Annotated in this window: 19 protein-coding genes, 1 tRNA gene and 3 pseudogenes; 15 read left to right on the forward strand and 8 right to left on the reverse strand. The window is 62.5% G+C overall.

Features of this window, described 5'->3' with window-relative positions; genetic code table 11:
* Positions 1–50: 50 nt before the first annotated feature.
* Together ACFSGJ_RS17580 and ACFSGJ_RS17585 are read left to right on the forward strand one after the other, a co-directional pair.
* Positions 51–127, forward strand: a tRNA-Met gene (locus tag ACFSGJ_RS17580).
* Positions 128–206: 79 nt separating this feature from the next.
* A complete protein-coding gene (locus tag ACFSGJ_RS17585; protein WP_390264861.1) occupies positions 207–542 on the forward strand; it encodes a hypothetical protein in 336 nt (111 codons plus the stop codon).
* Between the two features lie 108 nt (positions 543–650).
* Here ACFSGJ_RS17585 and ACFSGJ_RS17590 read toward each other — a convergent pair.
* Positions 651–1,736: pseudogene (locus tag ACFSGJ_RS17590) on the reverse strand (recombinase family protein); the annotation flags it as partial.
* Between the two features lie 19 nt (positions 1,737–1,755).
* Positions 1,756–1,992, reverse strand: a complete 237-nt coding sequence (locus tag ACFSGJ_RS17595; protein WP_390264864.1) for a hypothetical protein — start codon at positions 1,990–1,992, stop codon at positions 1,756–1,758.
* A 257-nt stretch (positions 1,993–2,249) separates the two neighbouring features.
* On the opposite strand from ACFSGJ_RS17595, the gene ACFSGJ_RS17600 reads away from it, so the two are divergent.
* Both ACFSGJ_RS17600 and ACFSGJ_RS17605 read left to right on the forward strand, forming a co-directional pair.
* On the forward strand, positions 2,250–2,549 hold the full coding sequence (locus ACFSGJ_RS17600) for a type II toxin-antitoxin system TacA family antitoxin (RefSeq protein WP_024707726.1): 300 nt from the start codon (positions 2,250–2,252) through the stop codon (positions 2,547–2,549).
* A gap of 4 nt (positions 2,550–2,553) precedes the next feature.
* The gene (locus ACFSGJ_RS17605) at positions 2,554–3,063 is read left to right on the forward strand and encodes a GNAT family N-acetyltransferase (protein WP_390264868.1); all 510 of its coding nucleotides are present in this window, start codon (positions 2,554–2,556) and stop codon (positions 3,061–3,063) included.
* A gap of 285 nt (positions 3,064–3,348) precedes the next feature.
* On the opposite strand, the gene ACFSGJ_RS17610 is transcribed toward ACFSGJ_RS17605, so the two are convergent.
* Genes ACFSGJ_RS17610 through ACFSGJ_RS17625 form a run of 4 tightly spaced genes read right to left on the reverse strand, consistent with a single transcriptional unit; the run spans position 3,349 to position 8,207 of the window.
* Positions 3,349–4,242 (reverse strand): 3'-5' exonuclease, encoded by an 894-nt coding sequence (locus ACFSGJ_RS17610; RefSeq protein ID WP_390264871.1) that lies wholly within the window; start codon positions 4,240–4,242, stop codon positions 3,349–3,351.
* The gene (locus ACFSGJ_RS17615) at positions 4,229–6,253 is read right to left on the reverse strand and encodes an ATP-binding protein (protein WP_390264874.1); all 2,025 of its coding nucleotides are present in this window, start codon (positions 6,251–6,253) and stop codon (positions 4,229–4,231) included. The genes ACFSGJ_RS17610 and ACFSGJ_RS17615 overlap by 14 nt, the downstream gene beginning before the upstream one ends.
* Complete coding sequence (locus tag ACFSGJ_RS17620; protein ID WP_390264877.1) at positions 6,250–7,572, reverse strand: SIR2 family protein; 1,323 nt, start codon at positions 7,570–7,572, stop codon at positions 6,250–6,252. The genes ACFSGJ_RS17615 and ACFSGJ_RS17620 overlap by 4 nt, the downstream gene beginning before the upstream one ends.
* Before the next feature lie 23 nt (positions 7,573–7,595).
* Positions 7,596–8,207 carry a nucleotidyl transferase AbiEii/AbiGii toxin family protein gene (locus ACFSGJ_RS17625; RefSeq protein ID WP_465262138.1) on the reverse strand — a complete coding sequence of 204 codons (612 nt, stop codon included), beginning with the start codon at positions 8,205–8,207 and terminating at the stop codon, positions 7,596–7,598.
* A 55-nt stretch (positions 8,208–8,262) separates the two neighbouring features.
* On the opposite strand from ACFSGJ_RS17625, the pseudogene ACFSGJ_RS17630 reads away from it, so the two are divergent.
* Positions 8,263–8,754: pseudogene (locus ACFSGJ_RS17630) on the forward strand (IS110 family transposase); the annotation flags it as partial.
* A gap of 42 nt (positions 8,755–8,796) precedes the next feature.
* On the opposite strand, the pseudogene ACFSGJ_RS17635 reads toward ACFSGJ_RS17630, so the two are convergent.
* Together ACFSGJ_RS17635 and ACFSGJ_RS17640 are read right to left on the reverse strand one after the other, a co-directional pair.
* Positions 8,797–9,183, reverse strand: a pseudogene (locus ACFSGJ_RS17635) (nucleotidyl transferase AbiEii/AbiGii toxin family protein); the annotation flags it as partial.
* The gene (locus ACFSGJ_RS17640; RefSeq protein WP_066478941.1) at positions 9,176–9,769 is read right to left on the reverse strand and encodes a DUF6088 family protein; all 594 of its coding nucleotides are present in this window, start codon (positions 9,767–9,769) and stop codon (positions 9,176–9,178) included. The pseudogene ACFSGJ_RS17635 and the gene ACFSGJ_RS17640, both read right to left, overlap by 8 nt.
* Positions 9,770–9,990: 221 nt before the next feature.
* Here ACFSGJ_RS17640 and ACFSGJ_RS17645 point away from each other — a divergent pair, with 221 nt between their 5' ends.
* The 10 genes from ACFSGJ_RS17645 to ACFSGJ_RS17690 all read left to right on the forward strand — a co-directional run bounded on the left by ACFSGJ_RS17645 (position 9,991) and on the right by ACFSGJ_RS17690 (position 21,977).
* The gene (locus tag ACFSGJ_RS17645; protein ID WP_390264888.1) at positions 9,991–10,953 is read left to right on the forward strand and encodes an ArdC family protein; all 963 of its coding nucleotides are present in this window, start codon (positions 9,991–9,993) and stop codon (positions 10,951–10,953) included.
* A complete protein-coding gene (locus ACFSGJ_RS17650) occupies positions 10,950–11,345 on the forward strand; it encodes a DUF2958 domain-containing protein (RefSeq protein WP_390264891.1) in 396 nt (131 codons plus the stop codon). Before ACFSGJ_RS17645 ends, ACFSGJ_RS17650 begins: the two co-directional genes overlap by 4 nt.
* A gap of 124 nt (positions 11,346–11,469) precedes the next feature.
* Positions 11,470–13,608 carry a ParB/RepB/Spo0J family partition protein gene (locus tag ACFSGJ_RS17655; protein ID WP_390264893.1) on the forward strand — a complete coding sequence of 713 codons (2,139 nt, stop codon included), beginning with the start codon at positions 11,470–11,472 and terminating at the stop codon, positions 13,606–13,608.
* Between the two features lie 97 nt (positions 13,609–13,705).
* A complete protein-coding gene (locus tag ACFSGJ_RS17660; protein WP_390264896.1) occupies positions 13,706–14,011 on the forward strand; it encodes a hypothetical protein in 306 nt (101 codons plus the stop codon).
* 417 nt (positions 14,012–14,428) lie between these two features.
* Positions 14,429–14,593: a hypothetical protein gene (locus ACFSGJ_RS17665; protein ID WP_009450567.1), complete on the forward strand. Its 165-nt coding sequence runs from the start codon at positions 14,429–14,431 to the stop codon at positions 14,591–14,593.
* A gap of 198 nt (positions 14,594–14,791) precedes the next feature.
* Entirely contained in the window at positions 14,792–15,340 is a 549-nt protein-coding gene (locus ACFSGJ_RS17670) for a hypothetical protein (RefSeq protein ID WP_390264899.1), read from the forward strand.
* A gap of 65 nt (positions 15,341–15,405) precedes the next feature.
* Complete coding sequence (locus ACFSGJ_RS17675; protein WP_390264902.1) at positions 15,406–15,822, forward strand: hypothetical protein; 417 nt, start codon at positions 15,406–15,408, stop codon at positions 15,820–15,822.
* Positions 15,815–16,459 carry an antitoxin of toxin-antitoxin stability system gene (locus tag ACFSGJ_RS17680; RefSeq protein WP_390264904.1) on the forward strand — a complete coding sequence of 215 codons (645 nt, stop codon included), beginning with the start codon at positions 15,815–15,817 and terminating at the stop codon, positions 16,457–16,459. Before ACFSGJ_RS17675 ends, ACFSGJ_RS17680 begins: the two co-directional genes overlap by 8 nt.
* Before the next feature lie 158 nt (positions 16,460–16,617).
* Positions 16,618–20,940, forward strand: a complete 4,323-nt coding sequence (locus tag ACFSGJ_RS17685; RefSeq protein WP_390264907.1) for a strawberry notch-like NTP hydrolase domain-containing protein — start codon at positions 16,618–16,620, stop codon at positions 20,938–20,940.
* A complete protein-coding gene (locus ACFSGJ_RS17690) occupies positions 20,940–21,977 on the forward strand; it encodes a DUF7146 domain-containing protein (protein WP_390264909.1) in 1,038 nt (345 codons plus the stop codon). Before ACFSGJ_RS17685 ends, ACFSGJ_RS17690 begins: the two co-directional genes overlap by 1 nt.
* Positions 21,978–22,288: the final 311 nt, after the last annotated feature.

Consider the following 22,288-nt stretch of genomic DNA (forward strand, 5'->3'; position numbering starts at 1 on the left):
AGAAAGAAACAGAACATCTCTCTCACAAAAAAAACAACAAACAATACCAACGCGGGGTGGAGCAGCCCGGTAGCTCGTCAGGCTCATAACCTGAAGGTCGTAGGTTCAAATCCTACCCCCGCAACCATCTTTACTTGCGATCCACCCCGCTCTCCGGCGGGGTTTTTTGTTTGCGTGGAAATCGTAAGGATTCCAGCAAGATCGCCTTGAACGTCGATCTCCACCTTGCCCTCAACAGGTGTCAGCACGATCTGATCTACCAACGAGCGAATGGTGTCCGCTGCCTCTACCCGCTTGCCCTCTTCTTCATCCTGAAGCGACTCGTAGAGCTGCTGGATGCGCTTGCGGTATTGCAGCGCCATGCTCGGGTGCAGCAGGGGCGGCGGCTCGTCAGCTTCGGCCAGGAACAGTCCCAGTTCCTTCTTCCGCTTTTCCAAGCTCACCATCTTCGCATTGAGAGCGTCGGCAGCGCCGCCTTTAAGGATCAGGTTGAGAAGGGTTTCGAGTTCCCGATCAATCTTCGCGATCTCGGCTTCCGCTGAGGCAATACCGACGCGGCCTTCCAGTCGTAGGCGGTTCATCTCTTGCGTGAACACCTCGCAGAAATGGGCAAACAGCTCAGGGTCCACGAGTCTGGTGCGCAGCGCATTCAGCACGCGCGATTCCAACTCGTCGCGGCGGATATTGACGCGGTTGTCGCAGGTGCCCTTGTTTCGAGCTGTAGAGCATCCGATCAGCGTTGCCGAGATCGCGGAGTACCCGCCACCACAGCATGAACATTTGGTGAGGCCCGAGAAGAGGTATTTGGGGCGCCGCCGATGATTGACGGTGCGGACATCCGTGCTTCCGTTGTCGTCGCGGGTGAGCTTGTTCTTCTCCTGCCGTGCCTTCACGGCATTCCAGAGATCGTCGTCGAGTATCCGGAGCTCTGGCGTCTCCTGGATGACCCATTCCGATTCCGGGTTGGGGCGCGCCTGCCGCTTTCCGGTGTTCGGGTCCTTTACGAAGCGCTGCCGGTTCCAGACGATCTTGCCGACATACATCTCATTATTGAGGATGCCGTTGCCACGCTTCGGGTTACCGTTGATCGTGCTGAAACCCCAGTCGCCGCCCGAAGGGGACGGAATGCCGTCCTTGTTCAGTGCAAAGGCGATGGTCTTGGCCGACTTGCCGGCGGCGTAGTCGTGGAAGATGCGGCGAACGACGGCGGCCTGGTTTTCATTGATGGTGCGGTCGCCGCGAATGGGTTCGCCATTGGCGTCCAGCTTCTTGACCACATCGTAACCATAGGAATTGCCGCCACCCGATTTGCCAGCCTCGACACGGCCGCGCTGGCCGCGGCGGGTCTTGTCGGCAAGATCCTTGAGAAAGAGGGCATTCATTGTGCCCTTGAGGCCGACATGCAGATGGCTGACCTCGCCCTCCGACAGGGTGAACATCTTCACATCCGCATAGGACATGCGTTTGAAGATTCCGGCGATGTCTTCCTGATCACGCGAGAGGCGATCCATTGCCTCTGAGAGGATCATGTCGAAACGACCGGCCATGGCGTCGGTCATCAGAGCCTGGATACCCGGACGGATCAGCGAAGCGCCAGAGATTGCGTGGTCGGTATATTCTTCGACGACGTGCCAGCCTTGCTTTTCGGCGTGGAGGCGGCACATGCGAAGTTGGTCGGCGATGGATGCGTCGCGTTGATTGTCGGAAGAATAACGGGCGTAGATCGCGACTTTCAAAGCATGGCTCCCATCCGCATCAGGAAGTACGCTTCCTCCTTTGCCTGGACAACGTCACTTCCTCTGCAAAGCATTCTCGTGCCGCCTGCTTTGCCAGGAGGCCGACCAGACGCAGAAGGCGAGGGTCGGGATTGCCGCGCGGCGTAAACGTCAACTCCGGCTCGTCCAGCAGCAAAAATTCGAGCAGGGCTTCGCGCTCGGCTCCTGCCATCTTTGCTGTGTTTTGTGGGGCTCGCAAGGTCATAACTGACAGCATTTGTCCCATGCTCGGCATAAGCAATGGAATTTACGGGCGAATATTTGGCGGCGATCAGTATGCCGACGCGCGTCATGGCGTACGGCGGCGTAGTCTGGCGAGCCGTGGCATAGTGAAATGACCTGTCGGAATCGATCGCTGTCGCCGTCATCTTTCGCCTCGATACTACCCCGTCGGAAGCTCTTGCTAGTGGATGTGACCTTATCGTATTGTATTTAGAGATACAAGATGCCATCTTCCGACCAAGGAGAATCGCCATGGCCAACACTGCCGAACGCAAGGAATATCCGATCTCAATGCGTCTGCCCGAGGCCGATGTTGCCATGATCGATCGTGCCGCCAGCCTGCGCGGCCGTTCGCGCACCGATTTCGTGCGCGACGCCGCTGTGCGCGCGGCCGAGGAGGTCGTCATGGAGCAGGGCCTGATACGGATGAGCCCGGAAGGCTTTGCCCAGTTCATGGATGTGCTGTCGCGCCCGGCCGCTCCTGTTCCGGAGATGGTTGAAGTGCTGAAGCGGCCTGCGCCGTGGGAGCCCGGCTACGCGGCGAAGCGGTAATCCCTTGCTGCTTTCAGGACCCGAGCCGCTTTCCGCTGCCCACGATGTTTCTCAGTTTTCCTGTGGCAAGCCGACGCTCGACCACTGGCTGAAAACCCGCGCGCTCTCCAATCAGCAGAAGGGTTTTACCGCCGTTCTCGTCGTGCATGAGGCAGGGCGTGTGGTGGGATATTACGGCCTTGCACCAACAGCCGTTGTGCCATCGGTGCTACCGCGCTCCATCCGGACGGGGCAGCCGCCTAATCCAATTCCCTGCATGCTGCTTGGCCAGCTCGCGACCGATATCGGCTCGGCCGGGTTGGGCATCGGAACTGGCCTTGTGAAGCAGGCCCTCCAACGCTGTGTTCAGGCCGCATCGCTGATCGGTGGGCGGGCATTGATGGTCAACGCCGTCGACGGGGAGGCTGCCGAATTCTGGCAGCGCCGAGGATTTGAGCCTGCCAGAGATGATGGACTGGTCCTGTTTCGCTCGATCAGCGATATTGCTGTGTCGCTCCGTGAGGCTGGAAGGTGAATGGCCCGATGTTTCGTGGACGTCTTCCTTGCTAAATTTGAGGCAAGGACCTGCGCCGGACATTCAAGACGGTGACCGGCAAGGCGAGGATCTCGAAGGAAATCCGCTTCCGCCTCCAGAACCACGCGTTGCAGGATGCCAGCTGCAAGAACCATAACCGCTAGGCACCACATAGTGGAAAAGCGCGCCGACATGACGAAACGGGACAGGTTCGTCTGCGTTACGCTTGCCAAGAAGTGTCGGCAAGCGCCGGAGGGCATGCAATAGCCCGGCCTTCGACGGTACTCAGATCCGGTCTGAAAACCGATCATAGGCATCGATCCGCCGAACCGGGGGATCGACCTCATACCGATAGATTTCCGTTCTCAAGAACCGTAGCTCGGCCTCGAGCTGAGCCTCGGGAACGTCAATATACCATGCGCGCGGCTGCGGGCCGGGATCGCCGTTCCAGCGGTATCCCCGGGCTTTGAGGACATTCTTGAGGTCAAAGGGTGCGTTCTCCGCCCAGATTCGCCAAGAAACGGCACGAGCGCCGTCCAGGAGACGGCTGAGACCTGTAGCGCCAGATCGGGGCAGCCACATTGCCAGCAATTCGACCGTAGCAAGACAGTCGTACATCGCGCGGTGGCGGTCGTAGAAGAAGCCGGCGGCCTGAGCGAGATAGGCGAGTTTCGTGCCCTCGAACCCCTCCGCTGCCCAATCGATCTGGCTGAGCGAGCATGCCCACGGCTTCGTCGAGAACACGTCGCTGAATCGTTCAAGGAAGCGGCGGTCGAATGCCGCGTTGTGCGCGATGACGAGCGAAGCCGGCGCTGCGAATGTGGCTACCGCTGCGGGATCAATAATCTGGCCGGCCACCATCTCGTTGGTGATGCCCGTGATCGCGGTGATTTCCGGGGCGATAGGCTCGCTCGGCTGACGCAGCCCTTGGAAGCTGTCACCCACGCTGAAAATGGTGCCATCCAAGCCATAGTTGAATGGTGTCATGGCGAGTTCGATGATCTCGTCGCACTGATGGTCGAGCCCCGTGGTCTCCACATCGACCACCAGGCCAAGGCGCAGCGGCGTGCCTAGCGGAGGAACGATGCGAGGGCGCGGCTTGAGACGCCGGACGACGCGGTAGTCTCCCGTGGCCTCCAGCGTCTGCGCCAGGGTCTCCAGATGGTCAGAAGATGTCATCGTCTGACGCTTCGTTTACTGCCATCGGCTCCCCTCCAGCGGTATCGACCGGAGCGAGTCGAATGCCGGCGGCTCGACCTTCTTCGTGGAACCACAAATCGACCACGGCGGTATCGTCGCTGCGCGGCCGCGGTGATGCCTCCCGCACCTTGAATGTCGTCGGGAGATTGACCGAGGTTCCGAACACCAGCGCGTGCTGCCGAGGCAATGACGGTAACCGTTTCAGGACCGAATCTGAGATGAACGGCGTCATCTGCCGAATCTGAGAAAGATCGTCGGGGTTCTGGATGCGGTGAACCAGGAAATTGGAGCACTGGCTGAGAACCGTCTTGGACAGCTCACTCGGGCGTTGTGATGCCAAGAGCACGAACATGCCGTATTTGCGTCCTTCCTTGGCGATGCGCTCGAATATCTTGGTCGCGTCCACTGCATAGCGGGATGGCGTCGCCGAGATGTAGCGGTGCGCTTCTTCCAGCAGAAGATGGATCGGAAAGCGATTGCGCGGATCGGCGCGCCGGAGCAGGCGAAACAGCATCCGCGCGATCACGGCGCTGACCAGTTCGACCACCTCGTCCTCGACGTCATTCATGTCGATGATGATGATCTGATTGGCCTTGGTGTGGCCGGTTCCCTTGCCGGTCAGGCCGACCAGCCGAGTGAGAAACTCCAGCTCTCCATTGTCGGCGGCCGCGCCGCCCGCCTCATGCCGGAGGAAGTCATACTCAGGGCGATCTTCCAGTGCCTGGAAGCGCGTCACCATTTGGGAGCAGTAGTCTCGGATTTGCCGATTACCGTGCGCCTCCGCATACAGGATGGCGAGGTCTATCGCATCGCCGAGTGCCGCAAAGTCGAATGGCAGGTTTTGATAGGCTGGAAGCTTCAAATCCTCCAACTCGAAACCGTTCGGGCCAACCAGATAAGCATCCAGATCCGCAGGGTTGGCCATTTGGCCAAAGTTGATCGCAATATATGGCCGGATTTTTGCCGCGTTGATCTCGTTCGTGCTGAAGCGCTGGAGGATGCCAATGATCCGATCATGCTTGGACGGGCTCGATGAGTCGTCGCGCATGATCTGGGTGATGCACTTGGCGAGGATGTGATTGCGGACGCTGTTGAGTTCTGCGGCCCCCGCATTTGAGAACAAGGTCGAGAGCCCGAGCGCCATGCGCAGGATGGGCACCTGGGTGCGCTCGCTGGCTTGCAGCAACAGCTCCCATTCCGCCAGTTCCAGAAACCAGTGCGGCAAGCGGAAGCCCGCTGCCGTACCGTCGAGGACGACACGCTCGACTCCGATCGCTCCCTCCTTCGCGGAAGCGCTCAGAGCGGCGTGATACTCGCCGTTGACGTCGAAGACGATGAAGGTCGCGCCGCGGGCGTGATGCTCCTTCGGCTTGCAAAAAAGGGACTGCAAGACCGAGGCGACCGTGCAGGATTTACCGCTGCCGGTATTGCCTAGGACGGCGACATGACCGCCGAAGAACTCGTTCAGACGAACTTTGACGTCGTAGTCCTCGAACACCACCGACTTGCCGATCGGTAGAACCCGATAGCGCGTGGCCCCTTCGGGTTGGCAGGCGCCGCCATCCGGGCCGACTGACGGCTCGACGGCGGCCTCGGTCTCAAAGATGCGATCGAGCTCGCCATCCAGCGCATACAGTGCGTCCGCATACAGAGACGGGAAAACCGACACACCGAAGCGGAACGCGCCGCCGCGCATCGGCAACATGCCGACGGGCACCACGTCCAGATATTTCGAGGAGCCGGCCCGGTCGAAATCGCCCCGCTCGGAAGGCGTGCTCGCATCGCGCTCACGCAGGCCGACAACCTCGACCACGACATATTCCGACTGCGACGGAATCATCAGGAATGATCCCAGTCGCGCCACATAATGCACGTCGTCGAAGCCGACGACCGTGAAGTTATCGGTGCCGACGTGCATCTCGACGACAAAGCGGTCGGCCGCAACCGAGACCACCTTGCCGATCGCCCGCTTGCGATCGTCGTGGCTCATGCTTCGCCATCCTTCGTCTCGTCGCCCCTTTTCGGCGCCAGCTCCGACAACACCTTGCGGACGGCATCATCAATCCTGTCGCTGGGGCGCTGGGGCATGAAATGCTCGACGATCATGTCGAAGTAGTGCGCCCTCGTCCCGTCGGCAGGGCCATTGCCTCCAATGATCCAAATGCGCGGATCGCGCAGCGCCCGCAGCTTGGCGATCTCTCCCTCCGTGTCGGGCGCCGCAAAGATCACCAAGCGGAAGGTCGGGATCGTCAGAGCCTGATAGATGATGTTGTTCAGGTGCTCGTCGCCGAAGGCGTAGCCGGCCGTGATGAGAACGCTCTGCTCGCGCACGATCCGGGACTGAAATTCCCGGAACAGGTCTGCGTAGGGCGAGCCGAGCGAAGAGTTCTGCTTCGCCGGCGTCGGATAGATCAGCATCTGGTTTGAGGATTCCGGCGGCCAGACCTCCTTGATCGGGAACAGGCCATGATCGTCCTCGGTCCAAGTGACCGAACCATGCAATTTGCAGAGATAGACGAAGGCGTCGACGGCGGTCCATTTGCGGCTGGCGACGTCGAGCTGCTCGGCCAGAGCATAGCGGAAGATCGCCGGGTTGAAGCGGCGTTCTACGACGCCAGAAAAACCGTTGGCATAGGGAATGCCCAGGCGATCCATCGCCAATTCGCTGAAATGATCGTAGTTGGTCGTGAACACCCAGGGCCGGGGCAAGGACCGATCGCGTAGGACCAGTTTCTTGTAGAAACGCTCGTAGAGGTCGCGCACGGTCGTGTCGCCCTCTGTGGCGAAGGCCCCTTGGGTGACACGGGTCCATAGGAAGTCCTGGACCTTCTTGATGATGCCGTCGAGAACAGCGCGATAGGGGTGAAGATCGGGATTCTCGCTCTGGCGCAGCACGAACCGTTGCGCGAACAGCACCTCCATCAAGCGTTCCAGGTTACGGCTGTAATCCTTCGCCAGGTCGACCCCGAGCGCGTCGAGATAGTCGAGTTCGTCTTTGGTCAGCCGCCACGGTGCCGGTACAGCGCCGGCTGTTGGCGGATCGCTGTAGAATCCCGCCGCGCGTGCCTCGATGGTTTCGCCGCAAAACTCCTTGGCCAGCGGCGCCATGGTCGCAATGCCGAGTTCCTTTTTGTCCTTCATCAGGGAAGAACATCCGGCGCCGAGCAGAAATGCGATGTTCTTGGCGTTCATGGCCTCGGAAATCGCCTTGCGGGCGCTCTCGATCCCCTTGTTCCAGTCCAGTTCAGATGGCTCGGCATCGCCGTCCCGCAGAAACTGGAATTTTCGCTCTTCTTCGACTTCGCTCATATACCCCCGGTCCTCCCAGTTTCTTACTTGGCTGCTCTGTTCGCGCGCGCGGCTATATCAGCGCACTGCGCCATGAGCGCTTCGAACGGCTCCTCGTCGTCGAAGAGCAGTCCATCCTCAACCATGCGGGCATAGTCATCCTCCAACGCCTTCGCGCCATCGCCGACCGGCACGAGTTGCAAGCCGCCGCTGACAGCCGCTGCATAGTCGATCGGCGTGCGGTCGGCGGCCTTCTCTGCGAAGAACATCGACTTGTGCCGAGCGACAGCGTTGGCCAGGTCGCGATCGGCAAAAGCGGCTTCCGCGAAGCCGGCTTCGTCCAGTCGGACAACATCGTGCCAATGTCGCGCGAAGCGGTCGCCGCGCAGCCGCTCCTGGAGGCAGAAGACGTGGATGGCGGTCGCCTTCTCCCAGAACGTCCGCTCCGCGTGCATGACGCGCGGCCGCGCCGTCGGGAAGAGCAGCCCCTCGATCAGGCCGGCCGCGTCGCAGACGACGTCGCGCAAGCTCGCGGGTTCGCCCGTCGAGCGCGCGCCGAACTCCAGCATGACGCTTGGAGCCACATAGCCGGACCCGGCTGCGGTCGCCTCATAGTCGATGAAGATGGGATGGTTGCCGCCCTCCCCAGACGGCATCGCAATGTGCCAAGGTCGTGGTGTTGAAATCCACGCAAGCGGAGAGGACGGCGAGATGAAAGATACAATGATCGGGGTGGATCTGGCAAAGCGTGTTTTCCAGCTCCACGGGGCGGCGATGACGGGGGCGGTGAAGTTCCGCAAGAAGCTGACGCGCGAGCAGTTCCGGGTCTTCATGGCGGCACAGCCCGCCGCTCTGGTGGTGTTCGAGGCCTGTGGCAGCGCAAGCTACTGGGCCCGGGAGATGGAAGCGCTCGGTCACGAAGCCCGGCTGATTGCGCCGCAGTATGTGCGGCCCTTCGTGAAGCGGCAGAAGAACGATGCGGCCGACGCCGAGGCGATCGTGATCGCTGCGCGGCAGCCCGAGATGCGGTTCGTGGCCCCGAAGACGGTGGATCAGCAGGCCAAGACGGTGCTGTTCCGCGGCCGTGAGCGGCTTGTCCACCAGCGTACGGAGTTGGTGAACGCGCTGCGGGCGGTGCTCTACGAATACGGCCATGTCTTCCCGATGGGGCTCTGCCACCTGAAGCGCATCGCGGAGCTTCTCATCCTCGACGCGGACGGCCGCCGCCAGACCTTCGGCGGCCAGTGCGGTCTCGATCACAGGCTGCACGGTTTCCGCGACCCATGCCGGTAACCGCCGACGGACCTCGCTGGACCAGCGCTTTTCCTCGCTTCGTGTCTTCGGCAGACCCTCGCCATTGTCCCCAACCAGATCGGGCGCAATCGCCCGAATGTCGTAGGTCAGATCCACATCCTCCGAAAACCGGCGAATGACCTGATAGGCTTTCGACAGCGACGTGCCGCCCTTGAACACCAGATGCTCGCCGAGCGGTGCCGCGTAGAGGGTCGCCAGCGCCCACACCACCCACACATCCTTTTCGAGAAGATGGGTGGGGCGACCCGAACGGTCGGCAGCGACGCCCAGTGCATCACGCCGATCCCCGGCCGAAAGCTGAAGAAAGACGTCAGCCATAGGCCGCCTTTCCGACGCTCTGTGCGAGCCATGTCGGAAACTGCGGCGCGGCGGCGACCAGTTCGCCGAACACGCCGGGCGGCATCTTCCGTTTCAATGTCGTGAGCGCGGCCTCCGCCCTTTCGGGGCCGAGCCAAGCCAGCGCCCGCACGGCCTCCCCTGCGGGGCGGTTGGCCAGGGCCAGTTGCCAGCGCGGCGCGTGCCGCAATTCGACGACCTGCTTGCCGAGGTGCATCTTTCGGCTGCGTCCGGAAGTCAGATAGACCGAGCGGACGGGCACCTGCGTCGTCAAGCCAAGCGCGTTCGCCGCGGCGGCGCCGTTCGAGACGATGATCTCCCCCTTTTGGGTCGCGAGGGCCTCGACAGCCTGCTCGACCGACGGTGCGCGCGTGCCAAACCGACTGGTGATGGGGCGCAGATAGACGCCACGACCGGCGCGGATGAGCTGCCCGCGCTCAGACAGACGCGACAATGCCTGATCCACGGCCGCCCGGTTTCCAAGGTGGAGCAGGCCCTTGGCGGACACGGGGACGCCTTCGGGCAGTCCCGTCGCATGGGCCAGAATTTGTTCGGTCAGCCGTGTCATCGTCTTTCTCCTGTCGGAAATATACGCAAGTTTCTGACAGTTTTCAAGGAAGTCCGGATAGGGGGAAGCCTTCCCCTGCGGCCGAGCCTTGGTCTCTGCCTACCCCTTCTGCGGGGAGATCCCCGCAACGCCCCCTTCAGAGTGAGAGTGCGGACGGATTTTCCGTGACGGGTTAAGGGCTGGAGGAGAGGCTTCCGGCGCCCGTCGCGGAGATCATCCCGATGGCCAGACACGATCGCAGCCCCGCGGAAGGTGGCGGACGCAGCAACCTTTACGACGACATCACCAACAAGATCATCGCCGAGTTGGAGCAAGGTTGGCTCCCCTGGGTCCAGCCCTGGGGTGCGTCGCCCGATACCGCCCCGCTGGGCCTGCCGAGAAATGCTTCAACCGGCCGGTCCTATTCGGGCGTCAATATTCTCATCCTCTGGGGGGCTGTCATCCAGCACGGCTTTCCCGGTCAGTCTTGGCTGACTTTCCGCCAGGCGCTTTCACTTGGCGGTAATGTCAGGAAGGGCGAACGTGGCACTACTGTCGTTTATGCCGACCGTTTCACCCCCGAGGACGAAAAACGCCGTGCCCGCGAAACGGGTGAGGATGCGCATGCCATCCCGTTCCTGAAGCGGTTCACGGTCTTTAACGCCGCGCAATGCGAGGGCCTGCCTGATGACATCACGGCAGTCGCGCCGCCACCGCCGCCGGGGCTGATCGAACCTCGGGTCGAGGCGCTGATCCGGGCCACCGGCATCGATTTTCGTATCGGCGGCAATCGCACCTTCTATATGCCGTCCCTCGACTATGTGCAGGTGCCGCCTCCGCAAGCCTATTTCGAGCCGATCAACTGGCACAGGACGGCCCTCCACGAGTTGGGGCACGCCAGCGGCCATCACAGCCGTCTCAACCGCGATCTGACCGGCTCGTTCGGCTCGAAGAAATACGCCTTCGAGGAAATGATTGCCGAACAGACCGCGGCTTTCAGCTGCGCCGCGCTCGGGATCGTGCCGACCGTCCGCCATGCTGATTACATTGGGTCGTGGCTGGAGGTCATGCGCGAGGATTCCCGCGCCATTGTCCGCGCGGCCTCGCAGGCCAGCAAGGCGGCGGACTGGCTGCTGTCGCATCTGCCGACCGAGGACACCGTGGAGCCGGATGCCAGCGTAACCGACCGGAGGGTTGCGGCATGATCCTTCCGACCGGCACACAGCGCGACCGTCTGCTGGCGAATGGTCGCCAGCGCGATCAGGATCACATCCCGGTCGTGAAGTTCTTCAACCCCCTCGGTGAAGGCGTCTGGCTCGCCACCGAACTGGATGACGATGGCGACATCATGTTCGGCCTGGCCGATCTCGGCTATCCCGAACTGGGTTCGTGGAGCCTGAGCGAGATGCGGTCAGTCCGGCTGCCCTTCGGCATGGGCATCGAGCGCGATCTGCTGTTCACCGGCGATTTCCCGATCTCGGTCTGGGCCGAGGCCGCCCGCGAAACCGGCAGCATCCGCGCCGCCGAGCGTCTGCTCTGCCGCGTTGGCGGAAGCTTTTCCCGTACATCCGCCGATACAGAAAACCGGAGTGCCTGATTTCCGGGTTTCAGGTTCTGCGGCTGGCGTCGCTCTCTTCAGAGGAAGAGTGCGGCGCTTCGCTTCGTGACGGGCTGATAGCCGGAGAGAGAGGCTCACCGGCGTCCGTCATGGAGTAACTGACATGGCCACTGCCGTTCAGAAAATCACCTTGTCGTCCTCGCGCGACATTCCCTTCAACAAGCTGGTTCTCAGCCAGTCCAACGTCCGGCGCGTCAAGGCCGGGATCTCGGTCGAGGAGCTGGCCGAGTCCATCGCCCGTCGCGGCCTGATCCAGTCCCTGCATGTTCGCCCGGTGGTGGATGCCGAAGGCAAGGAAACCGGCATGTTCGAGGTGCCCGCCGGCGGTCGCCGCTTCCGGGCGCTGGAACTGCTGGTCAAGCAGAAGCGCCTCGCCAAGGTCGCGCCGGTCCCCTGCGTCGTGTCGGAGGCCAACGCCGATGTGCTGATCGATGAGGTTTCGCTCGCCGAAAATATCGAGCGTGCACCGCTGCATCCGCTCGATCAGTTTCGCGCCTTCCAGGCCATGCGCGAGAAGGGCATGACCGAAGAGGCGATTGCGGCCGCCTTCTTCGTGGATGCCAAGGTGGTGAAGCAGCGCCTGCGTCTGGTTTCGGTCTCACCGACATTGCTCGACATCTATGCCGAGGACGGCATGACGCTGGAGCAACTCATGGCCTTCAGCGTCAGTTCTGACCATGCCCGGCAGGAGCAGGTCTGGGACGCGATCAAGGATGGCTGGCAGAAAGAACCCTACCACATCCGGCGCCTGCTGACCGAAACCACGGTCCGCGCCGTCGACAAGCGGGCAGTGTTTGTCGGAATTGCCGCCTATGAGGAAGCTGGCGGTTGCGTGCTGCGCGATCTCTTCCAGCAGGACGATGGTGGCTGGCTTCAAGATCCGGTGCTGCTCGACCGGCTCGTGGGCGAAAAGCTGAAGACCGAGGCCGAAGCCATCGCCGCCGAGGGCTGGAAGTGGATCGAGGTCGCCATCACGTTTCCTTATGGTCACGATCATGGCCTTCGCCAGATTGTCGGTGCCACGGTCGATCTGAGTGACGAGGAACGCGCTACCCGCGAGGCATTGCGCGACGAATATGACCGGCTTGAAGCAGAATATGGCGAGGCTGACGAATTGCCTGACGAGATCGACGCCCGCCTGGGTGAGATCGAACAGGCGCTGGAAGCCTTCGAGCGCCGTCCGATGACCTTCGACCCGGAACAGATCGGCATGGCGGGTGTCTTCATCAGCATCGACGCCGATGGCGCATTGCTGATCGAACGCGGCTATGTTCGCGCCGAGGACGAAACGCCTGCGGAACCGGAGGCTGAGATCGTTGACCCGGAAACCGGCGAGGTAATCCAGCGGGCAGAACCGGAGGCAAGCCACATGCGTGCGGTTATCACGCTGGGCGGCCAGCCGGTCGAAACGGAGGAGGAAGACGAGGCAGACACCATCAAGCCGCTGCCGGATCGTCTGGTGAGCGAGTTGACCGCGCATCGCACGCTGGCGCTGCGGGATGCGGTGGCCGTGAACCCGCAAGTCGCCATGACGGCACTGCTCCACCGGCTGGTCATGGATTGCTTCATGCCGCATTCCGGCAAGGGTTGCCTCGAAGCACAGGTCCGGGAGGTTCATCTGCCCGCACAAGCGGAGGATCTGCGCGACAGCGCCTCGGCCAAATCCATTTCAGATCGGCACGAACGCTGGGGCGATCATGTCCCGGCAGACGATGCCGCCCTCTGGGATTGGCTGAGCGATCTGGATGATGGTTCGCGCATGGAGTTGCTCGCCCATTGCGTCAGCTTCGGTGTCAACGCGCTCTATGAAAAGCCCAACCCTTACAGCGGCACGGGCGTCAGCCAGCACGGGCTGGACATCCGCCTGTCGCAGGCTGACCGGCTGGCCCGCTCGACCGGCCTCGACATGGTGGCCGTGGGCTGGCAGCCGACGGTTGGCAATTATCTCGGTCGCGTGACCAAGCCGCGTATCCTCGAAGCCGTGCGCGAAGGGGCCGGAGACCGGGCTGCCGATCTGATCGGGCACCTCAAGAAGGGCGACATGGCCAAGGAAGCCGAACGGCTGCTTGCGGATACCGGCTGGCTGCCCGAGCCGCTGCGCATGGTGGATGACGGTATCGAACTTGATCAGGTATCGGGCGCTGCGGCTGAAGCCGACGATCTGCCCGATTTCCTCTCCGGCGATGGCGAGGACGACCCGGCTGACGATGAGGAAGAACAGCATATGGTCGCTGCTGAATAGCACTCATGCGGGGCGGCTTCGGTCGCCCCGTTTATCACCCTCCGTTTCCGCAACTCGCCCGGTCCTTGTGATCGGGCTTTTTCTTTGGAGACTTTCCATGTCTGCCAGCATCGACATTGACGAAATCTTTGCCCAGGATCGGGAAAACCGTCCGATGGAGCGCACGCTGCCCTGGGAGGAAACCCGCGACGGCATCACCGTCGTCGTGGAACCAAAGCCCCATTGGGCCGAAGACATGCGGGTGTTCCGGCTCGATGCCCGTGAGTATTGCCGCTACGCCGAGTGGGCCGCTCATGGTGCTCGTGCCCGTTTCTTCGGTCATATCGATACCTCGGGCGATGATTTGATAATGAAGGCGCGCGCGATGATCGCCCGAGAAATTGCCGATGGGCTTTGGAGCTGAAGTCCCGATCGCAGGGTGTCGGGCCGTGAGGATGGGAGGTCTGCAGCGGACGGAGCCAATCCGGCTTCACCATGCAATCCGCCGTCCCCATCAGGACAAGCGGCAGCCATCTGTGGCCCGATGGGAACACGATCCTGATGCCAGCATGATGGCAAGGCTGGCGCGGCAGAGCATCTGCGACGGGTATCCGGCATCCTGTCAGATGCGAAAAACCACCCCCGCTTCCATTCGCAAACCTTGGTCCGATCCGTCTCTTTGACATTCAACCCCAAAGGGGTCGGCTTACGCGTGCGTGCCGCCCTCGGGGATTCGGAAAAAGTCCGAACGCCCTCGGGTGATTGCAGATCCGGTCAGACACTTCGGGCGCCTGTCGCGCGGGGGATGGTCCCCCGCCTCCAAAGACAGGAGCCGGAACCCATGTCCTATGCAGATGCCACCGCCTTCGCCGCCAGCCTTGCCGCCACGCTGATGGTTTCGATCGTTGTGTTCCAGGCCGGAGACGGCACCCACGCCGCTTGCCCCGCCGCCGAGTTCGACGGCGACGACGACATGGTGAAGCTGGAGCTGGACCCGTGGGAGTAAGGCGCGAAAGCGCCTCACCCCCGACGGCCCGAGCGCGGCAGCCCGCGCTTCGGGCCTTCAGCCTTGCGATGGTCGCCCATCGCCGGCAGCGGAACCGGGAACAAGCCCGGTCAGAGAGGAAGAGTGCGGGCCGTTCGGCCGTGACGGGTTGAGGGTCGGAGAGAGAGGCTCACCGGCGCCCGTCATGGAGTGATCCCGATGACCTTTGCCCGTTGCGAAACCTTTCGTTCCATCGGCCAGATTCTGGCTGCCGATGTGCTGCCCGCGGTTTATCGGTCGCAAAAACTGCCGCTGCGCATCTCGTGCCTCGGCGTGGCAAGCTATGACGCCAGTGATGCGGCAAACAGCTTTGACCGTGTGATCCCGCTTGGGGAATGCCCGTCACCGGAAGAGGCCATCCAGGCCGCAGCCTTGCGCGTGGCGCGCGGTGATATTTGCACGGGGCCGGACAGCCTCCCGTATTTTCAGCCGCGCATCATGCTCATTCAGGACCAAGATCAGCGTCTGGTCCTCGCCGGCGAAATCCGCGTCGGCATTATCCTCTGGCAACAGCCGGTCGCATCCGATGCCGAGGCACGCAGGATCGTGACCGAGGCCAGCCGGTTGCGCGGTATGGCATTCCGGGCCTCAGACCCCGTTGATGCGAGACGGCTGCGTTACCGTGCCGCTGCGCTGGAAACCCGGCTGGTCGATCCCTTCTGGCGCGATGCCGCGGCTGATCTGCTCCGCCTGCCGCAGGCCGCCTGAACTTCAACCATTCCATCCCATTCGGCTTGGCCATACGCCGGGCCATGTCATGTCCGGAGATCGTCATGGCCGACTATTACACGCATTTTTCCTGCCTTCTCGACGTAGGCACCCCCGAAAACGCCGCCCGCGCGCTTGAGCTCTACAACGCTCTGGCGGATGACAATGCCGCCGAAGACCCGCCTTCGGACGGCTTTCTGCTCTCCATCCAGCCAGAACATGGCGGCACGCAACTCTGGATGCGCGATGATGTCACCGGCGATCCCGAGCATGTCATCCAGTTCGTCAAACGCTGCGCTACCGAGTTCCGCCTGACGGGCCTATGGGGCCTTCAATACGCAAACAGCTGCTCAAAACCGCGAATCGACGGATTTGGTGGCGGCGCGCATGTCCTCGATCTCGCCACCGGCGAGACGGTGGACTGGATCGACACCAATGGTTGGCTTTCCTCGGTTCTCGAAGCGAGAGATCCCTATGCCTGAGATCATCGAAACCACCGTCTATCGCTTGGGCGAATTGTCCGATGCGGCGAAGGACAAGGCCCGTGCCTGGTATCGTGAGGGCGGCTTCGACTATGACTGGTACGATGCCGTCTATGAGGATTTCCAGCGCATCGCGGAAATCCTCGGGCTGAACCTCAAGACCCGCACCGTCCGGTTGGCGGGCGGCGGCACACGGCAAGACCCCTGCATCTGGTTCCGGGGCTTCTGGTCACAAGGGGACGGTGCCTGCTTCGAATCCTTCTATTCCTACCGCAAACAGGCGCCGCGCCATATCCGGGAGCACGCCCCGCAGCACACCGAACTACATCGCATCGCCGATGCCCTTCAGGCGATCCAGCGCCGCAACTTCTATCAGCTTCGCGCCGATGCCAGTCATCGCGGCCATTATTATCACGAATACTGCATGTCGATCTCGGTCGAGCGCGACAGCCCGACCTGGCAGGACATGACTGAGGATGCCGAGGAGACGATCATCGAGGCGCTGCGCGATCTGGCTCGATGGCTCTACCGCCAGCTTGAACGCGAATATGATTATCTGTCCTCGGACGAAATGGTCGATGAAACCATCGCCGCCAATGAATACACCTTTACCGAAGCCGGTCGCTGCTTCGGATGATCCCGGGAAGACACTGACAAGCGCCCCGCCGTCCGGTCGGGGCGCTTTTTTCATGCTGCGCATTGAGAGTCAGAGGCGGGCCGGAAGGGGTTGAGTCCGGGCGGTCGAGAGAGAGCGCTGCCTGGGCTTGCCCTTCCCGCTCTCCTGAGGTTTCCGACATGAACATGGTTTTCCCCGTGGCCGATCCGGTCACGCCGCTGGCGGCTGCGCCCGCGATCCTGGCTGCGGCCAACCTTCTGCTCCCCTATCTCGAACGCGGTCAGCGCATCGATGCCGCCACCTTGCGCGGCGCGACGGAAACGGCCTTCGGCGCGTCCGATGCTACCGGCGTCTGGGACTGGAAGATGGCTTATGAGGCGTGCGAGGTCGCCACAGTTCTCTTCCTGCGCAAATACGGAAAGGCGCTTTTCCGTAAAGCCGCGTCTCCGGCTGCACGGATTTCCGTGCTGGCAAAGGTCGCGGGGCTGTTGCCCACGCAGACCCGGCGTTCCGAGGAAAGCCAGACCTTCCAGCAGTTTTCGACGCCGGTTCCGCTGGGCCTTGCCGCCCTGACGGCCGCTGCGATTTCGCCTGATGACAAGGTGCTGGAGCCATCGGCGGGCACCGGGCTTCTGGCGATCCTGGCGCAGACCGTCGGCAGTTCGCTGATCCTCAACGAACTCGCCGAGACCCGCGCCGATCTTCTTGCTCAGCTCTTTCCGGCCTTTGCCGTCACCCGGTTCGACGCCGCCCAGATCGACGATCATCTGGCTCCAGATGCCGTCCCGTCCGTAGTGCTGATGAACCCGCCATTCTCGGTCATGGCCAATGTCAACGGGCGTGTCGCTGATGCGGCCTATCGCCATGTTGCCTCGGCGCTGGCCCGCCTTGCTCCTGGCGGCCGGCTGGTGACGATCACCGGCGCTGGCTTTGGCCCCGAAGCTCCGGCATGGCGGGAGGCTTTCATCCGCTTGCAGGCGCGCGGCCGTGTGGTGTTTAGCGCCGCCGTCGATGGCGCGGTCTATGCAAAGCACGGCACCACGATCGACACGCGACTGACCGTGATCGACAAGCTGCCCGCCGACGACCCGACCAGTTTTCCGGCCTCACCGGGGATCGCGCCTGATGTTGCCACGCTGATCGGCTGGATCGAGGCGCAGGTTCCGCCGCGCATGCCAGTGTCATTGCCGAAGATCGTGGTTTCCGCTTCGGCCACCGCGCCGAAGACCGTGCGGGGCTATCTCGCTCGCTCGGCGGCTACGCGATCTGTCGCTGCTCCGGCCAATGATCCTGATGGCGTCGAACTCGCCTATGAGACCGTGGACTGGACGCCACCGGAAGGTGCTCGCCTGTCCGACGCGATCTATGAGGAATATGCGCTGCAATCGCTGGGCATCCCTGGCGCACAGCCGCATCCGACCAAGCTGGTGCAATCCGCCGCCATGGCTTCGGTCGCACCGCCCAAGCCTTCCTACCGGCCCATGCTGCCCGCCGACATCTGCGCGCGTCTGTCCGACGCCCAACTTGAGACGGTGATCTATGCCGGTGAAGCCCATGCCGATCATCTCTCTGGCGCATGGACCGTGGACGAGCATTTCGACAACGTGAACGCCGCACCCGAGGATGGTGCCGGATCGATCCGCTTCCGCCGGGGCTTCATGCTCGGTGACGGAACCGGTGCTGGCAAGGGCCGCCAATCGGCCGCCATCATTCTCGACAACTGGCTGCGCGGACGCCGCAAGGCAATCTGGATCTCCAAATCCGACAAGCTGATCGAGGACGCGCAACGCGACTGGACGGCGCTCGGCATGGAGCGGCTGCTTGTCACGCCGCTGTCACGCTTCCCGCAAGGCAAGCCGATCACGCTGTCGGAAGGCATCCTTTTTACCACCTATGCCACGCTGCGCTTCGACGACCGGGGCGAGAAGGTTTCGCGCGTCAAGCAGATCGTCGAATGGTTGGGGTCCGATTTCGATGGAGCCATTATATTCGACGAGAGCCATTCCATGCAGAATGCCGGTGGCGGAAAAGGCGAACGCGGTGATGTCGCCGCCTCGCAGCAGGGACGTGCGGGCCTGCGGCTCCAGCACGCGCTGCCCGACGCCCGCGTGGTTTATGTCTCGGCGACCGGCGCCACCACAGTCCACAATCTCGCCTATGCGCAGCGCCTTGGCCTCTGGGGCGGGGAGGACTTTCCGTTTGCCACCCGCGCCGAGTTCGTTGAGGCGATTGAGGCCGGTGGCGTTGCGGCCATGGAAGTGCTGGCCCGCGATCTGCGATCTCTCGGCCTCTATACCGCCCGCTCGCTCTCTTACGATGGCGTCGAATATGAACTGATCGAGCATCAGCTCACCGACGAACAGCGGCACATCTACGATTCATATGCTGCCGCCTTCGCTGTCATTCATGGGAACCTGGACGCGGCCATGGAAGCCGCCAACATCACCGGCAGCGAAGGAACGCTGAACCGGCAGGCGAAATCGGCCGCCCGTTCGGCATTTGAAAGCACCAAGCAGCGCTTCTTCGGCCATCTGCTGACCTCCATGAAAACCCCGACCCTGATCCGGTCCATCGATGCCGATCTGGAGGCGGGCCATGCCGCCGTCATCCAAATCGTCTCGACCGGCGAAGCCCTGATGGAACGCCGGCTGTCCGAAATCCCGACCGAGGAATGGAACGATATTTCCGTCGATGTCACGCCCAGGGAGTACGTCGGCTCGTATTTGCAACATTCCTTCCCGGTGCAGCTCTATGAGCCGTTCAGCGATGGCGAGGGCAACCTGTCGTCACGCCCCGTCTTCCGCGATGGTCAGCCGGTGGAATGCCGTGAAGCCGTGGCGCGGCGCGACGAAATGCTGGAGCAACTCGGTTCGCTTCCGCCTGTCCCCGGTGCGCTCGACCAGATTGTGCAGCGCTTTGGCACGGGTATGGTGGCGGAGGTCACAGGCCGTTCACGCCGGATCGTGCGCAAGGGTGACGGGGCATCGGCACGTCTTGCGGTCGAGAACCGTGCGCCTTCTGCCAACCTTGCCGAGACGTCAGCCTTCATGGATGACCAGAAGCGCATTCTGGTCTTCTCTGATGCCGGTGGCACGGGGCGCAGCTATCACGCCGAACTCTCGGCGAAAAACCAGCGGTTGCGCGTGCACTATCTGCTGGAACCGGGCTGGAAGGCCGATGCCGCCATTCAGGGGCTGGGCCGCACCAACCGTACCAATCAGGCGCAGCCGCCGCTGTTCCGACCGATTGCAACAGACGTGAAAGCGGAGAAGCGGTTTCTCAGCACTATCGCGCGGCGGCTCGATACGCTGGGGGCAATCACGCGTGGTCAGCGTCAGACCGGCGGTCAGGGGCTGTTCCGTCCCGAGGACAATCTGGAATCCGCCTATGCCCGCGATGCACTGCGCCAGCTCTATCTGCTGATCGTGCGGGGCAAGGTCGAGGGATGCTCGCTCGAAAGGTTTGAATCCGCCACCGGCCTGAAGCTGATGGATTCGACCGGCATCAAGGATGAACTGCCGCCGATCACCACCTTCCTCAACCGTCTGCTGGCGCTGACCATCGAATTGCAGGGCATCCTGTTCGCAGCCTTCGAGCAGCTTCTGCAGGCGCGGATCGACGGGGCGATTGCATCCGGCACCTATGACATGGGGCTGGAAACGCTGAAGGCCGAAAGCTTCATCGCCACGGACCGGCAGGTGATCCACACCCATCCGGGCACCGGCGCTGAAACCCTGCTCCTGACGCTCACCGAGCGCAAGCGCAATCAGCCGGTCACGCTCGAAGCAGCCCTGGCGGAACTGGATGATCCACGCGCAAGATTGCTCATCAACGAGCGATCCGGTCGTGCCGCCGTGCAGATCCCGACCACCAGCGTCATGCTAGATGATGGTGAGATCGAACGGCGCGTGCGGCTGATCCGGCCCATGGAGGCGATGAACATTCCGGTGCGGGCGATGGGCGAGACCCATTGGCTTGAGGCCGACCGCGCCGCCTTTACCGTGGCCTGGAAGGCGGAACTGGCCGAGGTGCCGGAGTTCACCGACAGCATCCTGCATATGGTGACAGGGTTGCTTCTGCCGATCTGGAAACGCCTGCCGCAGGACTCCTCCCGCGTCTATCGCCTCCAGACCGACGAGGGCGAACGCATCATCGGTCGCCGGGTATCGCCGGCATGGGCTGTCAATGCCTCGACCAGTGGCGTCACCAGCAGCCTGACACCGGATGCCGCCTATGCCGCGCTGATCGAAGGTCGCACGATCCTTGATCTCGCCGAAGGGCTGCAACTGCGCCGCGTCCGGGTCATGGGCGCCAACCGGATCGAACTGACCCGCTTTACTGACGCAATGCGCGACCGGCTGCGGGCCTATGGCCTCTTCAGCGAGATCATCTCGTGGAAACTGCGCTTCTTCGTGCCCGTCGATGCAACGGGACCGGAGATCACCGGCAAACTACTTGACCGCTTCCCTGTTGAACGCATCGGTGAGCGGGAGGCCGCATAATGGCGCGTCTCAACGCTTCCGAACTGGCGCAGCGTCTCGGCCGACAGGCCGAGGCGGTGTGCCGTCACTATCTGTCAAATGGTCGCAAACAGGGCAATTACTGGCAGGTTGGCGATGTCCGAAACACCGCTGGCCGCTCCATGTTCGTCCGGCTGCACGACAGCGTGAAAGGCATTGCCGGTAAATGGCAGGACTCGGCCACGGGGGAATATGGCGATCTGCTAGACGTGATCCGGGACTCGCTCGGTCTGATCGACTTCGCAGACGTTGCCGAAGAAGCTCGGCGCTTCCTCAGCCTGCCGCATCCTGAACCGCAGCCGCCATCTCGTCAGTCCCGAACGCCAGCACCATCGGGATCATCCGAGGCAGCACGCCGCCTCTGGCGCATGACGCAGCCGCTGATCGGCAGTACCGCAGAAGGGTATTTACGCGGACGCGGCATTACGGATTTACGCCAGACCGCAAATCTGCGCTTCCACCCCAGCTGCTACTGGCGGCCCGAGGACGATGGCCCGACCGAAACATGGCCCGCGATGATCGCCGCCGTCACCGACCTCGATGGCAGGATCACCGGCGCACACCGCACATGGCTGGCCCCGGACGGTTCCGGCAAGGCACCTGTCGATCCGCCGAGGAAGGCAATGGGAGACCTGCTCGGACATGCGGTTCGTTTCGGTGATGCGCTGGATGTCATGGCAGCAGGGGAAGGCATCGAAACCATCCTGTCGCTGCGTCAGGCTCTGCCCACCATGCCGATGGTTTCCGCACTCTCGGCCGGACATCTCGCTGCCATCCTGTTCCCACCGCACCTGCGCAGGCTCTATATCGTCCGCGACAACGATCCGGCAGGTGACAGCGCTCGTGACAGCCTGGTGGACCGAGCGCACGAGGTGGGGATCGAGGCCATCACGCTCTCGCCCATGATGGGGGACTTCAACGAAGATCTCGCAACTCACGGGCTGGATGCCGTTCGGGCAGAGATCCGGGTGCAAATCGCTCCCGAGGACGTCAGCCGCTTCATGGCTTCAAGTGCATAGCCGGTCGGGGCCGTGATCGGGCCGTTCCAATTCCTGTCATGCGCATAGGCTGCATCCTGTCATCAGCAGAGGACCGCGCCTTGGCCTTCCGAGAGGGCGATCGGCCCACAAACGCTCCGGTCAGGCAATGGCGGCGCCCGACTGATTTCCGTCGGCGGGCAAGCCCGCCTTTACAAGCGCGAAACATATGTGGACACCCCCTTCGTCAAGTCTTTCCTCAAAGCGCGTCGAATCCGGTTGGGTGCTTGCATATGTCCGGCCTCGTAGTGCGGCCGGTTGGCCGCGGGCCCTGATGATATCCGCGGATCATG

The organism is Halodurantibacterium flavum, assembly GCF_042681825.1.
Lineage (GTDB): Bacteria > Pseudomonadota > Alphaproteobacteria > Rhodobacterales > Rhodobacteraceae > Halodurantibacterium > Halodurantibacterium flavum.

Bases quoted from the DNA above. Each gene is read 5' to 3' on its own strand.
- ACFSGJ_RS17595 (WP_390264864.1), bottom strand. From the start codon at position 1,992: ATGCTGTCAGTTATGACCTTGCGAGCCCCACAAAACACAGCAAAGATG.
- ACFSGJ_RS17600 (WP_024707726.1), top strand. From the start codon at position 2,250: ATGGCCAACACTGCCGAACGCAAGGAATATCCGATCTCAATGCGTCTG.
- ACFSGJ_RS17610 (WP_390264871.1), bottom strand. From the start codon at position 4,242: ATGACATCTTCTGACCATCTGGAGACCCTGGCGCAGACGCTGGAGGCC.
- ACFSGJ_RS17615 (WP_390264874.1), bottom strand. From the start codon at position 6,253: ATGAGCCACGACGATCGCAAGCGGGCGATCGGCAAGGTGGTCTCGGTT.
- ACFSGJ_RS17620 (WP_390264877.1), bottom strand. From the start codon at position 7,572: ATGAGCGAAGTCGAAGAAGAGCGAAAATTCCAGTTTCTGCGGGACGGC.
- ACFSGJ_RS17625 (WP_465262138.1), bottom strand. From the start codon at position 8,207: ATGCCGTCTGGGGAGGGCGGCAACCATCCCATCTTCATCGACTATGAG.
- ACFSGJ_RS17640 (WP_066478941.1), bottom strand. From the start codon at position 9,769: ATGACACGGCTGACCGAACAAATTCTGGCCCATGCGACGGGACTGCCC.
- ACFSGJ_RS17645 (WP_390264888.1), top strand. From the start codon at position 9,991: ATGGCCAGACACGATCGCAGCCCCGCGGAAGGTGGCGGACGCAGCAAC.
- ACFSGJ_RS17650 (WP_390264891.1), top strand. From the start codon at position 10,950: ATGATCCTTCCGACCGGCACACAGCGCGACCGTCTGCTGGCGAATGGT.
- ACFSGJ_RS17655 (WP_390264893.1), top strand. From the start codon at position 11,470: ATGGCCACTGCCGTTCAGAAAATCACCTTGTCGTCCTCGCGCGACATT.
- ACFSGJ_RS17660 (WP_390264896.1), top strand. From the start codon at position 13,706: ATGTCTGCCAGCATCGACATTGACGAAATCTTTGCCCAGGATCGGGAA.
- ACFSGJ_RS17665 (WP_009450567.1), top strand. From the start codon at position 14,429: ATGTCCTATGCAGATGCCACCGCCTTCGCCGCCAGCCTTGCCGCCACG.
- ACFSGJ_RS17670 (WP_390264899.1), top strand. From the start codon at position 14,792: ATGACCTTTGCCCGTTGCGAAACCTTTCGTTCCATCGGCCAGATTCTG.
- ACFSGJ_RS17675 (WP_390264902.1), top strand. From the start codon at position 15,406: ATGGCCGACTATTACACGCATTTTTCCTGCCTTCTCGACGTAGGCACC.
- ACFSGJ_RS17680 (WP_390264904.1), top strand. From the start codon at position 15,815: ATGCCTGAGATCATCGAAACCACCGTCTATCGCTTGGGCGAATTGTCC.
- ACFSGJ_RS17685 (WP_390264907.1), top strand. From the start codon at position 16,618: ATGAACATGGTTTTCCCCGTGGCCGATCCGGTCACGCCGCTGGCGGCT.
- ACFSGJ_RS17690 (WP_390264909.1), top strand. From the start codon at position 20,940: ATGGCGCGTCTCAACGCTTCCGAACTGGCGCAGCGTCTCGGCCGACAG.